The 14,334-nt window shown below is 73.2% G+C and carries 9 protein-coding genes; 5 read left to right on the forward strand and 4 right to left on the reverse strand.

The genetic code is table 11. From position 1 onward, the window contains the following. Positions 1-20: 20 nt before the first annotated feature. From ACRB68_RS28040 to ACRB68_RS28050, 3 genes are all read right to left on the reverse strand, one after another. Complete coding sequence (locus ACRB68_RS28040) at positions 21-3,419, reverse strand: bifunctional glycosyltransferase/CDP-glycerol:glycerophosphate glycerophosphotransferase (protein WP_153537349.1); 3,399 nt, start codon at positions 3,417-3,419, stop codon at positions 21-23. Between the two features lie 35 nt (positions 3,420-3,454). Beyond that, a complete protein-coding gene (locus tag ACRB68_RS28045) occupies positions 3,455-6,937 on the reverse strand; it encodes a bifunctional glycosyltransferase/CDP-glycerol:glycerophosphate glycerophosphotransferase (protein ID WP_153537351.1) in 3,483 nt (1,160 codons plus the stop codon). A gap of 158 nt (positions 6,938-7,095) precedes the next feature. Continuing rightward, positions 7,096-8,019, reverse strand: coding sequence for a LysR substrate-binding domain-containing protein (locus ACRB68_RS28050; protein ID WP_328594911.1), 924 nt, complete (start codon positions 8,017-8,019; stop codon positions 7,096-7,098). Between the two features lie 119 nt (positions 8,020-8,138). On the opposite strand from ACRB68_RS28050, the gene ACRB68_RS28055 reads away from it, so the two are divergent. The 4 genes from ACRB68_RS28055 to ACRB68_RS28065 all read left to right on the forward strand — a co-directional run bounded on the left by ACRB68_RS28055 (position 8,139) and on the right by ACRB68_RS28065 (position 11,920). Then, entirely contained in the window at positions 8,139-8,645 is a 507-nt protein-coding gene (locus tag ACRB68_RS28055) for a hypothetical protein (RefSeq protein WP_153537355.1), read from the forward strand. Positions 8,646-8,981: 336 nt separating this feature from the next. Beyond that, a complete protein-coding gene (locus ACRB68_RS28060; RefSeq protein WP_153537357.1) occupies positions 8,982-9,191 on the forward strand; it encodes a hypothetical protein in 210 nt (69 codons plus the stop codon). Between the two features lie 39 nt (positions 9,192-9,230). Further along, positions 9,231-10,193, forward strand: coding sequence for an ATP-grasp domain-containing protein (locus ACRB68_RS41600; RefSeq protein WP_194293493.1), 963 nt, complete (start codon positions 9,231-9,233; stop codon positions 10,191-10,193). Next, the gene (locus ACRB68_RS28065) at positions 10,190-11,920 is read left to right on the forward strand and encodes an ABC transporter ATP-binding protein (RefSeq protein ID WP_328594874.1); all 1,731 of its coding nucleotides are present in this window, start codon (positions 10,190-10,192) and stop codon (positions 11,918-11,920) included. Before ACRB68_RS41600 ends, ACRB68_RS28065 begins: the two co-directional genes overlap by 4 nt. A 31-nt stretch (positions 11,921-11,951) precedes the next feature. Here the strand turns inward: ACRB68_RS28065 and ACRB68_RS28070 are convergent, their stop codons facing one another. After that, positions 11,952-12,548 (reverse strand): HD domain-containing protein, encoded by a 597-nt coding sequence (locus ACRB68_RS28070; protein ID WP_328594875.1) that lies wholly within the window; start codon positions 12,546-12,548, stop codon positions 11,952-11,954. Between the two features lie 175 nt (positions 12,549-12,723). Here ACRB68_RS28070 and ACRB68_RS28075 point away from each other — a divergent pair, with 175 nt between their 5' ends. Continuing rightward, on the forward strand, positions 12,724-14,286 hold the full coding sequence (locus ACRB68_RS28075) for a recombinase family protein (RefSeq protein WP_153537363.1): 1,563 nt from the start codon (positions 12,724-12,726) through the stop codon (positions 14,284-14,286). The last annotated feature ends 48 nt before the right edge of the window (positions 14,287-14,334 follow it).

Consider the following 14,334-nt stretch of genomic DNA (forward strand, 5'->3'; position numbering starts at 1 on the left):
TCTGTCGGTCGGGGCCGCGCTCATGCGGGCCGCCCCGTGCCCGCGTCGGGGCCGAAGACCAGGTCGGCCACGCGGGCGGCGGCGTGCCCGTCGTCGGCCGCGCAGAACCGCGCGGCGAACGCCCGGCGGGCGGCGGTGTGGGCGCGGGCGACGGCGTCCAGGTCGCCGATCGCGTCGGCGAGCTCGCCGCAGGTGCGCAGCAGCGGGCCCGGCGCCTCCTTGTCCAGGTCCACGATCAGGTCCCGGGGCGTCTCCCGCCCGAACAGCAGGATCGGGCGGCCGGTCCCGGCGAAGTCGGCCATGACCGGTGAGTGGTCGGTGACGAGCACGTCGGCGACGGCCAGCAGGTCGGCCATGTCGCCGTGGCCGGAGACGTCGACGACGGCCTCGCCGTCCCCGGGGGCGGCCGGGCGGGTGCGCAGCAGCAGGACGTGGTCGTGGCCGAGGGCGCGCCGCAGCAGGCCCAGGTCCAGGTCGGCGGGCGGCCCGGCGGGCGCGTACAGCACGGCCTTCCGGTCGGCCGGCAGGCCGAGCCCGGCGCGCACCCGCGCCGCGGTCTCGGCGCGGTCGGGCCGGTGCAGGACGTCGTTGCGCGGCGCCCCGGTCACGGTGATCGGCCCCGCGTACCCGTACCGGGCGGGCCACACCTTTGCGGCGAACTCGTTGGGCGCGACCATCAGGTCCCAGCGCGCCGGCTCGCCCGACGGCCACCGGCCGGGCCGGCCGCGCTCGAACGGCGTGCCCTGGCCGCACTGCGCGTAGAACTGGCCGGGCCGCTTGACGAACCACTCGGGCAGGCACCAGTTCCCGACGATGTAGCGGGCGGTGGCGAGGATCTCGTAGGACTCGCGGGTGCCGAGCAGCACGGTGCGGCCGCCGTCGGGGACGGTGAAGTCGCCGCGCCGGCTCAGCCAGACGCAGTCCAGGTCGGTGCCGCGCCGCAGCAGTTCCTCGTGGACGGCGCGCGGGTCGCCCGCGTACCGGGCGAAGCCGTCGGCGTCGAAGACGACGGTGTCGCGCAGCGGCGTGCCGCACAGCACCGGGTACAGGCCCCGCTGGATCAGCCCCTGCGCGTACCGGCCGCGCTCCTCCTCGGGCAGCGCGGGGCGGACGGTGAGCCGCAGCGCGTCGCCCTCGCGGACGCCGGGTTCGATCTCGTGCCGCTCGCCGGTCCGGGGGGCGGGCAGCGCGGCGATGCGGTCGCGCGCGACCATGACGGGCCGGCCGTCCAGCGCCGCCTCCCAGGTGCCCGAGGTCAGCACCGCGTGCGGTGCGAACTCGGCGGTGAAGGCGGCGCCGTCCCAGCTCAGCGGCACCGTGCGGGTCTCTCCGGTGCGGCGGCGCAGGGTGAGGCGGGCGGGCCGGCCGCCGAGGTGGTCGCCGCCGAGGTGCAGCGTGCCGTCGGCCAGCCAGGCGCAGTCGCGGACGACGGGCCGGTGCGCGCGTTCCACCGCCCGCAGGTTGCCGTAGCGGGAGCGGGTCAGCACGATCTCGCGGTCGGCCACGGTGAAGCGGTGCTCGCGGAGCGCGGGATCGAGGGTCAGCGGCAGGTCCTTGGCGCCGTCGTGCAGGGTGATGCGCCAGTACACGTCGTCGACGCAGCGGGGCACCTCGTCCTCCGCCGCGTCGCCGCCGGAGTGCAGCGCCGCCGCCGGGAGGACGGCGTGGAAGGCGTGGGTGCCGTCGCCCGCCGGGATGCAGTCGAGCTCGGCCGTCGCCGCCTCGCCGCCCCGGACGCGGCGCGCGGTCAGGCGCGCCTCGGGCAGCGGGGCGAACCGGGTGAACCCGGTCAGTTCCACGGTGCCGTCCGCCGTCCGCCAGCCGGTGACCATCGCCCTGACCGGGCGGACGTCCAGCCGGAAGCCCGCGCCGGGCTCCGCGACCGGCTGCAGCAGCACACCGGGCGCGACCTCGGTGGCGGGCGGCCAGTGCCCGCGGCCCCGCACCGGGTTGCCCAGCCGCCGCTCGCCGCGCCGCCCCGGGACGGCGACCTCGGCGTGCAGCTCCCAGCGCGCCTCCCGCCAGGCGCCGCCGACGCGCAGCGCGTCCGGCTCCAGCTCGGCGGTGAAGCCGCTGCCGTCGTAGCAGACCAGGGCGTGCCCGGCGCGCGCGGTGACGTCGGACCGCACCGTCCGCCGGACCGCGAGCGGGACGCGCCGCCCGGACCGGCGCTCGCGCAGCCACACCTTGACGGTGTGCTGGTCGCCCGGGGTCATCGGGACGCGGTCCAGGTAGGCGTGCCCGCTGATCCGCAGCCGGCCGCCGGACCAGGACACCTCGTCGACCGCGCCGCGCGCCTCGATCTCCGCGGTCACCTCGAAGGCGTCCTGCGGGACGTTGCGCTCGGCGTCCTCGAAGAGCGGGTAGGCCGCGTACCAGCGGGGGCGGAACAGGCCGCGGCGCACGTACCGCAGGTCCTGCATGCGGTGCCGCCGGAAGTCGTGGAACTCGGCGAGCTCGTCGAGCAGCCCGGCGGCGAACAGCCGGAACCGGATCCGGTCGTGCGCGCGCTGCGCCGCCAGCGCCTCGGGCGCGACGCCGTGCAGGAGCCGCTGCCCGCACGCCATCACCGCGTCCCGGTCGGGCCCGGCGGGCATCCGGCAGACGGCCTCGGCGAGCGCCCCGAGGTCGGTCCGCAGCGCGTGCGTCTCGTAGGCGGTGAGCAGGTCGGGCGCCAGCCCGGCGAGCAGGTCCCGCACGGCGCACACCGACGCGGCGCGCAGCTCCAGCTCCGCGCGGGTCCCTTCCGGCGGTTCCGCGCGCCGGTAGCAGACGGTGTCGGCGAGCACGTCGACGGCGCGGGCCCGCACGTGCGTGCGGATCGCGACGGCCGCGTCCTCGTGCGGGCCGCCCGGGAAGGCGAACCCGTGCTCGTCCCAGAAGGAGCGGCGGTAGACCTTGTTGCCGACGATGCCGTCCTCCACCAGGGCGGGACGCCGCCGCACGTGCGTGCCGACGGCCGTCTCCCGGTACGCGCCGGGCACCAGCGGGCGGCCGTCCGCCGGCCGCCGCACCCCGCCGCCGGCCAGGTCCGAGCCGCTCAGCCGGAGCGAGCCGACCAGCAGCTCGAGGGCGTGGCGCGGGACGACGTCGCCGCCGTCCACGAACGCCAGGTAGGTGCCGGAGGCGTGCCGGGCCCCGAGGTCGCGGGCCGGGCCGAGGCCCTGCCCGCCGTCCGGCCGGCGGTCGCGCTGCAGGAGCGTGAACCGGGGGTCGCGCGCGGCCCGGGCCTTGGCGACGACCGCGCCGCCGTCCGCCGACCCGTCGTCCACCATGATCACTTCAAGGTCGCGCAGCGTCTGCCGGGCCAGCGACTCCAGGCATGCGGCGAGGTGGGGCTCGGCGTCGTGGAAGGGCACCACGACGCTGAGCTCCACAGAACCACGGGGCTCCACGGAACGGCTGGGTTCGACGGGCACGGGTCCCTCCCGGGGCCAGGAATCAGAGCCAGGGCTCAAAGGACGCGGTCGAGCACCCGGGCGGCGGCCCGGCCGTCGTCGTGCGGGCAGAACTTGGCCTGGAAGGCCGCGTAGGCGTCGCGGTGGCGCGCGCGCACGCCGTCCAGGTCGCGCAGCGCCGCGATGACCTCGCCGGAGTCCCGCAGCAGCGGCCCGGGCGCCTCGGCCTCGAAGTCGAAGTAGAAGCCGCGCACGTGGTCGCGGTAGCGCTCCAGGTCGTAGGTGTAGAACAGCATCGGCCTGCCGGTGACGGCGAAGTCGAACATCGACGACGAGTAGTCGGTGACGAACACGTCCGTGATCAGGTACAGATCCGCGATGTCGGGGTAGTCCGACACGTCGATGACGAACGGGTTCTCGCCCCGGCGCGGCTTGTCGGTCACCAGGTAGTGGGTGCGCAGCAGCAGCACATGGTCGTCGCCGAGCTCGGCCGCGGCCCGCTCCACGTCCAGTTCCAGCTGGAACGCGCGCTTGCCCACCTCGAAGTGGAAGTCGTCGCGCCAGGTCGGCGCGTACATCACCACGCGCTTGCCGGGCGGGACGCCGAGCCGCTCACGCACCCGCGCCGCGATCTCCTCGGTGCCCGGCCGCTTCAGCAGGTCGTTGCGGGGATAGCCGCTGACCAGGATCTCGCCCTCGTAGCGGAACGCGCTGCGCAGCAGCGGGACGGAGAACTCGTTCTGCGCCAGCAGGAAATCCCACTGCGGCACGTCGTCCTTCATCCAGTCGACGCCCTCGGTCCGCTTGTAGGGCATCTCCTTCAGGTCGTAGCCGACCTTCTTGAGCGGGGTGCCGTGCCAGCACATCACGTACGTCTGGCCCTCCCGCTTGGCGAACCAGGGCTGCTGCCGCCAGTTCCCCACGATCAGCCGCGCGCGCGCAAGCGCCTCGTAGTGCTCCCGGCTGTCCGCCAGAACGGTGCGTGCGCCCTCGGGCGGCGGGAACTGGCCGTCGCGGGTGACCCACACGCACTCGGTCCCGGTCTCACGGCGGCGCAGCTCCTCGAACACGCCGCGCGGATTGCACGACAGCTGACGGCCGTTGTAGGCGTCGAACAGCACCATGTCGCGCACCGGGAGCGTCCGGTAGTACGGATAGTCGACGGTCTGCAGGCGCTCCTGCGCGTACGGGCCGCGCTCGTCGTCGGCCAGCGCGACCTTCACGCGCAGCAGCAGCGCGTCGGTCTTGGTGGCGTGCACGTCGATCTCGTGCAGCCCCGCCACACGCGGCTCGGGCAGCTCCCGCATCGCCGCACGCTCCACCAGGACCGACAGCTCGCGCTCACCGGCCCGCGCGAACACGTACCAGTGGCCGCGGCCGAGCGGCAGCTCCACGCCCGCCACCGGCAGCCGCCCGGTGTACAGCACCGCCGAGAAACGCTCGCCCGACCAGCTCAGCGGCAGCACATGCTCCTGGCTGGAACGGCGGCGCCGCAGCACCAGCGTGTCCGGCCTGGGATCCCCGCCGCTCCAGGTCCCGGTCAGCGCCAGCGTCTCGCCCGGCTCCCAGCGGGCCCGCACCAGCACCGGCATGACGGGCCGCACCACCGCCGACAGGTTGCCGTGCTTGGTGCGGGTCAGCGCCAGCTCGCGGCCCTCGCCGACGAGGTGGCGCGCGTCGGACGGGCCGTCGTCCAGCAGCAGCTTGGTGCCGTCGGTCAGCTCGAACGTCCAGGTCGTCTCGCGCTGCGTCCCCGCGCCCTCTGTTCTCCCGCACTGGCCCGCCGCCGCCAGCATCGCCAGCGGGAACCGCGCGGTGAAGCGGTACCCGCCCTCCGGCAGCGGCGCGAGGGCGGTGAGCCCCGCGACCGTCAGGTTCTCCTTCGGCGCCAGCGCCACCAGCGCGACGCCGCGGCCCGGGCCGTCCGGCAGCACGCCCGTCAGCTCCAGGTCACCGCCGTCCCGCCGGTGCCCGGTCAGCACCGCGCCGTGCCGGCGCACCCGCAGCCGGAACCCCTTCGCCCCGATCGCCTGCACCCGCAGCCCGCCGCCGATCTCCCGCTGCAGCGGCCACCGGTACCGGGCCGCGCGCGGCGCGGCGACCGCGGTGCGGCGCCGCACGCCCCGGCAGGAGATCTCGGCGACCAGCCGCCAGTCCACCTGCCGCCGCCGCCCGAACACCGTCAGCGCGTCCGGATCGATCTCCGCGGTGAAACCCGCCCACTCGTGCGACGCGGTGGACCGGCCCGCCGCCGCCGTCACGTCCGGGCGCCGCACCCGCTGCGCCGGGACGCGCAGCAGGCCGCGCCGGTCGTCGGCCACCAGCCACAGCCGGACCCGGCTGTCGGACCGGTCCGGGGCGTCCAGGCCCTCGATGTAGGCGTGGCCCTCCACCCGCAGCCGGTCCCCCGCCCACTCGAACCGGTCCACCCGCGCGACGGCCGCCAGCTCGTCGGTGACGTCGTACAGGTCGGCCGGAACGCCCCGCTCCCGGTCCTCGAAGAACGGGTACTCGGCGTACCAGCGGGGCCGCAGCCCCCGCCGCACCAGCCGCGTGCGCTCGGCGCCGCCCAGCTGCAGGAACCGCCGGAACTCCAGCAGCTCGGCGGTCATCCGGCGCTCCAGCAGGTGCAGCTGGACGCGGGTCAGCGACGGCAGGCCGTCCACCACGTCCTCGCCCGGCAGCGCCGCCAGCGCCCCGCCGAGCTCCACCAGCCCCGCCAGCTCCTCGTCGGGGACCCGCGGCAGTCCCTCCAGCAGCACCCGCAGCTCCACGTCGATCAGGACGTGCTCGTCGTAGGCGGGCAGCAGGCCCGGCGCGGCCTGCTTCACGTGGTCGCGCACCGACAGCGCCGTGTCCGTGCGCTGCCGGTAGTTGTCCAGGCCCGAGCGGCCCTCGGTGATCGACCCCTCGCGCTTGCGCCAGTGGTAGACCACGTCCTCCAGCACGTCCACCGACGCCGCGGCCAGATGCGCCGGCAGCACCACCGGGGAGTCCTCGTACAGGCCGGACGGGAACACCAGGCCCTGCTCATCCCAGAACGACCGGCGGAACACCTTGTTCCAGGCGCAGCGGTCGCGCACCAGCAGCGGGCGGCGGGTGATGTGGGTGCGCTCCTCGGCCGTCTTGAAGACGTTCTCGTGCAGGAACGACTGCCAGGTGCGGTCCCCGTCCATCCGCAGCACGTTGCCGGTGGCCAGCGCCGAGCCGGTGCGCTCCAGCGAGGACACCAGCAGCTCGTAGGCGCCCGGCGGCACCACGTCGTCGGAGTCCACGAACGCCAGGTACTCGCCGCAGGCGTGCTGCACGCCGGTGTTGCGCGCGCCGCCGAGGCCCTGGTTCGGCTGCTGGACGAGGCGGAACCGGTCGTCGCGGGCGGCGAAGTCCTTGGCGATCGTCGCCGAGCCGTCCAGCGACCCGTCGTCCACCACCACGACCTCCAGGTCGCGCAGCGTCTGCCCCGCCAGCGACTCCAGGCACTCGCGGAGGTACTCCTCGACGTTGTACACGGGCACGACGACGCTGAGCTTGACGGACATGGCACCCTCCAGGGGTCCGGCGCGGGGTACGGCGGCGCTCGGGGAACGCCGCACGCCCGCAAGCATGGACACACAGGGTCACACGCCGGACACGCATAGAGATTGCCGGGCCATCGCCTGACCCACCCTTGACGCCCGGACACCGACGATTTACACGGTCATGACCGGACCGGGCGCACATCGGGGATCTCGGCGGCGACGGCCTCGCGCACCGCCCCGGCGAGCAGCTCGAACTCCCGGGCGCGCGGCGACGACGGCCGGAACCCCAGGCCGATGCGCCGGTACGGCGCGGGCGCGGTGAACCGGTGCGCGGCCAGGCCCGGCGCCCGCCGCGTCTCCACCCCGAGCGCCGTCTCGGGCACCAGCGTGACGCCGAGCCCGCCCGACACCAGCTGCACCAGCGTCGCCAGGCTGGTGGCGTAGGTCGCGGCCGCCGCCCGCGCGCCCACCTGCCGGCACACGTCCAGCGCCTGGTCGCGCAGGCAGTGCCCCTCGTTCAGCAAGATGACGTCCAGGTCGTTCAGCACGTCCCGGTCCAGCGGGCCCGCCAGCCCCGCCCCGGCGGGCGCGACCAGCACGAAGTCCTCGTCGTACAGCGGCAGCTCGGCCACCCCGGGCGCCGGGACGGGCAGCGCGAGCAGCACCACGTCCAGCCGGCCCGCCAGCAGCTCGGCGGTGATCTGCTCGGTCTGCTCCTCGTGCACCGACAGCTCCAGCTCGGGGAAGTCGGCCGCGAGCCGCGGCAGCACCGCGGGCAGCAGGTACGGCGCCACCGTCGGGATCACCCCGACCCGCAGCGGCCCGGCGAGCACGCCCTTCACCGCGTGCACCTCGTCCACCATCCGGTCGATCTCGGCGATGACCGCCTCGGCCCGCCGCGCCACCCGCTCCCCCGCCGGGGTGAGCAGCACCTTGCGCGTCGTCCGCTCGACCAGCTGCGCGCCGAGCGTCTCCTCCAGCGCCGCCACGGCCCCCGACAGGGCGGGCTGGCTCATCCGCAGCGCCGCCGCCGCGTCCCGGAAGTGCAGATGCTCGGCCAGCGCCAGGAACGCGCGCAGCTGAGCGACGGTCGGCCTACTGATAACAAACCCCTATCGACGAACGGATCGCCAATATACCCACCACCCTGCGCGGACGCCGCGCGCACAGCATCAGAGAATGTCCGCTGAGCCCGGAGAAGAACCCCGCCCCCGGAGGCGCCATGACACCGCTGATCATCGAACTGGAACCCCTGCAAGGCGCAGGCCCGATCCCCCTGGGCGCCCCGTTCGAGGAGGCCGGCCGCGCCCTGGCGGCCTGGGGCACCCCGCAGCCCTACGCCCCCTACCCCGGCGCCGAACCACTGGACTGGCGGCTGGCCGACTCGGCCGTCGGCGCCCACGTCCACTGCGGCTCGAAGGGCACGGTGCAGACCATCGAGCTCTACCGCCACCCCGAAACCACCCCGCAGGCCCAGGTCCTCCTGCTGGGCCTGGACGTATTCGCCACCCCCGCCGAACAGGTGATCGCCCACCTGCGGGCCCACCACGACGTCGTGGACGAGCACGACGGCCACGACCTGGCCGTGCCGTCCCTCTCCATCGGCATGTCCCGCCCCATGGTCCCCGACCCGGACGAGGACGACGAGGAGACCATCGCCCGCTACACCACCTTCACCACCGTCCTGCTCGCCGGCCCCGGCTACTACGACCCGCCCCCAAGGCGGTGAAGGAACAAGCCGCCACCCGCGAGGCCGCTGCTCCTGGGCATGCCGAGCGGTGGTCCGCAACGAACGGCGGGGAGCCGAGACCAAGGGCGGCGTTCCTCCGCGTCCTCTTCCGAGCTGGTCCCGCCCGTTCTGCGGACGCCGGCGGAGACGGATCGGTTCGGTCTTCGGCGTCACGAAAGGAAACCGGGACGCGCGTCCCGGGAAGGGCGGGATCGACGCCATTCTGAGTCCCGTTTCGGCAAGGACCAGCGTCCCTTCTGCCTGTCTGCCGGGTCGGCGAATCTTTCTTTCGTAGGCGAACGGAGAAGCCGGTCGCCACGGGGAAAGGAAAAGCCGATGACGGTGGACACCACGGTGCGGCCCGCGATCTACGTGGGGCAGGAGCGGATGGCGCTGACGCCGGCGCCGAAGCTGGCCGCGTGGGAGCGGGAGCTGATCGGGCGGCTCGAGATCGAGTGGGACCTGCACACCATCGAGTCGATGCACCCGAACGAGACGATCAGCGGCTCCGGCGACGGCTGGGACGACTGCGACTACGCCCGCTGACCTGGTCGCCCGTAACTGAGTAGAAGGAGGGTCGCGCTCATGCGTCGCCACGAAAGTCCCGCCCGGATCGCCGTCGTCACGCATGAGCGCGACCTGCACGCCTATGCGGTGAAAGCGGAGCTGGAACGCCGCCACCCGGCACAGGTGCACATTTTCGAATGCGACCATTTCAGCCGTGCGCCCGGCTTGAGCTGGTCGCCGGCGGAAAAGGACGTGTCGGTTTTCCCGGCCGCCGACGGAACGGCGGTGAATCTGCGGGAACTCGACGCGATCTGGTTCCGGCGGCTCCGCAACCAGCGCACGTCCGCCAATCCCGAGGTCACCGACCCGGTCCACCGGGAACTCATCTCCACCGACACCAGCGCCGCCGCGCTCGGCATGCTCACCACCGAGTTCCACGGCCGCTGGGTCGACCACCCCGACACCTGCTGGACGGCGCAGAACAAGGTCGTCCAGCTCCGCGCGGCGCACGAGATCGGGCTCCGCCTCCCGGCGACGCTGATCAGCCAGTCGCCCGAACGCATCCGCGCCTTCTGCGACGCGCATCCGAAGGCGATCGTGAAGGCGGTCGCGGGCGTCATGCAGGCCCCGGCGGCGACCGTCACGGTCGGCGCGGAACTGCTCGCCGACGACGCCGCCATGCGCGTCTGCCCGGCGATCTACCAGGAGTTCGTGCCGGGACGGCGGCACGTCCGGGCGCAGGTCTTCGGCGACCGGGTGCTGGCCGCGCTGCTGGAGTCCGAAGACCTGGACTGGCGCCCCAACCTCGACATCCCGGCCGTGCCGCACGAACTGCCGTCCGGGATCGAGGACGCGCTGCGCGCCGTCCTGCGCCGCCTCGGCCTCACGATGGGCATCTTCGACCTCAAGCTCACCGACGACGGCGAGTACGTCTGGCTGGAGGTCAACCCGCAGGGGCAGTGGCTGTTCGTCGAGGGCATGACCGGGCTGCCGCTGATCGACGCGTTCACCGACTTCCTGTACGGGCGGGCGGTGCGGTGAACCGCCGCGTCCTGGCGCTGTTCCGGCCCTACCGGGGCCGGATCGGCGTCATCACCTGCCTGATCCTGGTCGCGGCGCTGCTCGGCGCGGCGCTGCCGTTCCTGACCCGCGACCTGATCGACGACGGGCTGTTCGCCCCCGGAGGCCCGCGCATCGGCCTCCTCTGCGGGCTGCTCGCGGTGATGATCGCGCTCGCCGCCGCCGCGGCCGGGCTCGGCGTCCTCCAGTCCTACCTGGCGAGCCGGATGGGCGAGGACGTCATGGAGCGCCTGCGCGGCGACCTGTACGCGCACCTGCAACGGCTGCCGTTCACGTTCTTCACCCGCACCCGGACGGGCGAGGTGCAGTCCCGCGTGATCGGCGACGTGGGAGAGGTCCAGTCGACCGTCAGCAGCACCGTCCCGACGATCCTCGCGAACGCCGTGACGTGCCTGACGACGCTGGCGGCGCTGTTCGTCCTGTCATGGCGGCTGGCGCTGGTCACCGTGGCGCTGCTGCCGGTGACGGCGTGGCTGACGGCGAAGGTCGCCGTCCACCAGCGCCGCATGATCGGCGCGGTGCAGCGGTCGCGGGCGGAGATGAACGTCATCGCCGAGGAGACGCTGTCGGTGTCGGGCGTCCTGCTCGCCCGCGTCTTCGGCCGCGCCGACCACGGCGCGCGGCGGTTCCAGGGCGAGAGCCGCCGCCTGTCGGGCCTGCAACTGCGGGCGGCGATGTCGGCGCAGGCGCTGACGACGGCGCTCCAGGCACTGTTCCTGGTCATGCCGCTGGTCGTCTACGTCGCGGCCGGCTTCACCGGCGCGGTGACGGCGGGGACGCTGCTGGCGTTCACCTCGTTGCAGGCCCGGCTGTTCCTTCCGGCGGGCCAGCTCCTCCAGGTCGCCGTGCAGTACCGGGCGGCGATGGCGGTCTTCGAGCGGATCTTCGAGTACCTCGACCTGGCCCCGGCCGCGCCGGACCGGCCCGGCGCGCGGGCCGTCGGCAAGGCGGACGTGCGCGGCGAGATCCGGCTGGACGGCGTGACGTTCCGGCACGGCGACCGGGCCGTGCTGGACGACGTGTCGCTGACGATCCCGGCCGGGCGGTTCGCCGCGATCGTCGGCGGCAGCGGCTCGGGCAAGACGACGCTGAGCCACCTGGTCCTGCGGCTGCACGACCCGGACTCCGGCCGCGTCCTGCTGGACGGCGCCGACCTGCGCGACCTGCGCCGCGCGTCGCTGGCCACGCTGTTCGGCGTCGTCACCCAGGAACCCGTGCTCCTGCACGCCTCCATCGCCGACAACCTCCGCTACGCCGCGCCGGACGCCACCGACGCGGAACTGGAGGCCGCCTGCCGGGCGGCGCGCATCCACGACCGCGTCGCGGCGCTCCCGGACGGCTACGCCACGATCGTCGGCGAGCGCGGTTCGCGCCTGTCCGGCGGCGAGAAGCAGCGCCTGGCCATCGCCCGCGCCCTCCTCACCGACCCGCGCATCCTCGTCCTGGACGAGGCGACGTCGTCGCTCGACACCGAGAACGCCCACCAGGTCCAGGACGCCCTGGCCCCGCTCCTGCCCGGCCGCACGACGATCGCCATCACCCACCGGCTGGAGACGGTCCGCGACGCCGACGTCATCTTCGTCCTGGACGAGGGCCGCCTGGTCGAACAGGGCACCCACGACGACCTGGCCGCGCGCGGCGGCCGGTACGCGGCCCTGCTCGCCGACCACGCCCGCACCCCCGTCTAGCCGGAACCGGCCGATCAGCCCGGGACGGCCGTCACACCACCGCGTACCCGTACTTGTCGGCGAGCGGGGCGAGGTCGGGCAGCCCGAACACCTCGCACATCCCCCTGAAGGCCGCCTCCTTCGCCTCTCCGAAGCGCCGGACGTTGCCGGCGTACGTGTCGGCGGAGACGAACGTGGGCGGATCGGTCTTGCTGTGGAACTTGTCGGCGTACATCACCAGCTCCTCCTCACCCGACTCCGCCACGTAATCGGCCACCGGCAGCGGAAGCCCCTGCTCCCGCACGTCCTCCCGCGTGATGCCCACCCCCGTATGGCAGGAGCAGAACCGGCAGAGGATCTCGGGGAACCCCTCCGCCTGCAACACCTCGTAACCGAGCACCCCGTGCCGGATGTAGCTCGCGTGGTCGAGCCCGCCCGCGGAGTCGTACAGCCGGTAGACGCCGATGTCGTGCAACAGGCACCCGGCCCGCACCAGCTCGGCGTCCAGGCTCAGCGCGCCCTGCTCCAGGAGCTGCTCTGCGACTTTCCACACGATTTCGCAGTGGGTGTGGACGATGTCGAACGCGTCGGGGGTGGGGGCGTACTTGAGGTGCAACGCACGGATCTGCTCATCAGTAGGGATCTGCACGCCCGGAGTGTAGAGCGCACCCGGAGGCGCTTCCAGCCCGCATCGGCCAACCGATCATGGCCAAGGTCAATGCCGCATTTGCCCTAAAAGCAGGTTTCGGGTTATTAAATCGAAGGCGCACAGCGTTCCGGATTCCGCCGAACAAGGACACCGCTCGCGCAGTACTTTGATTCCCATGCCCCCCGATAGCGCAATCCTCAATACCTCCCAAACGAATCGAACTCCTGCCGGCCTGGTTCCCGTCGGGGCTTATGTGCGCCTGTCGGAGGACAAGGCGCTCAAGGCCAACGCCGCCTCGTGGCGACGCGAAGGCGACCAGGTGGCCGTTCAACTGGAAGAGATCGGCGGCTTCGCCGCCGCGCAGGGCTGGTACGTCGCCAAGGTCTACAACGACAACAACACCCCGGCGTCCGATCCCCTGCTCGTCCGCGCGGGCTTCGAGGAGATGCTCCGAGATCTCGAGGCCGGCGTCATCCGGGGCATCTGCTTCTACCATTCCGACCGCATCGCGCGTCTCGAGTACGACGCGGCCCGGATCAACCGCCTCTACGCGATCGACCCCGGCCTGGCCGGCAGGGCGGTGACCGGCGGGACCGACCTGCCCACGCAGGAAGGCCGCTCCCTGTTCATGATGCAGGCCACCATGGGCGGCATGGAGGTCCACCGGAACAAGGTCCGCGCCTCCGCCGCCAACAAGCGCCTCGCCAGGGCGGGCGTCATGCGCGGCGCCCCGCGCCCCTTCGGCTGGGACGAGGACCGGCTGCACCTCCATCCCGAGGAGGCCGAAATCCTCGCCGCCGCGATCCGCGCCGTTCCCGGCGGAAAGAAGGTCGGCGCCGTCCGCAAGGAATGGATCGCCGAGGGCTACGCGCCCAAGCGGAACAAGAACAGCGCGTCCAGGCACAGCCTTTCGCACTCCACCGTTGAAGCCCGGCTGGTGAACCCGCGCAACTGCGGTTATGTCACCCACCTGCCGCAGGCGGACCGGCAGGCCGGCGGGCAGCCATGGATGCCCGATCGCATCGTCTACATGGACGGCAAGCCGGTCATGGGGCCATGGGAGCCGATCGTGACGCCCGCCGAGTGGGCGGCCTGCGTGGAGGTGATCAAGGAGCGTAAGGCGGGGCACAAGGCCGCGCTGAGCAGGCCGCACGAGACCGCGGTGAAGTACCTGCTGTCCGGTATCGCCCGGTGCGGGAAGTGCCTCTTCCCGCTGACCGCGAACCAGTACCCCAAGCGGTCCCCCTCCTACGAGCGCTACGGCTACCGCTACGCCTGCCTGAGCAACCTCGGTGGCTGCGGCGGCGTCACCCGGGTCGGCCCGCCCATCGAAGAACTCGTGGTCGATGCCTTCCTCGGCGAGGTCCGCCGTTCGCTCGGCGCGACGGTCAAGGCCGACGCGGTCCACGTCGAGCGCCTGGCCGAGGTCGAGCGGGAGATCGCCGAGGTCAACCGGCGGCGCCTGGCCAAGCGCATCACCCTCACCCTGGCGCTCGATCTAATGGAGGAACTGGAGACGGAACGGGCAGAACTGATGGACAGGTGCGTGCCGCCGAAGGTGCAGCGCAGGACCGGCCACCCGGCTCTGCTCAAAGAGTGGGAGGGTTACTCGGCCGGCGAACGCAAGCACCACCTCAGGCAGGACGTCCGCGCCGTGGTCGTCCATCCTCAGGGCCGCGGGCGCCGGCCGTTCGACCCGGGCCTGATCGAAATCGAGTGGACGGCACGGGAACGATGAATGGCGCATTTCTGACTTGAACTCGTTTTCACGCTCTTTTGTCGGGAC

Source organism: Actinomadura macrotermitis, assembly GCF_009604375.1.
GTDB classification, from domain to species: Bacteria; Actinomycetota; Actinomycetes; order Streptosporangiales; family Streptosporangiaceae; genus Spirillospora; species Spirillospora macrotermitis.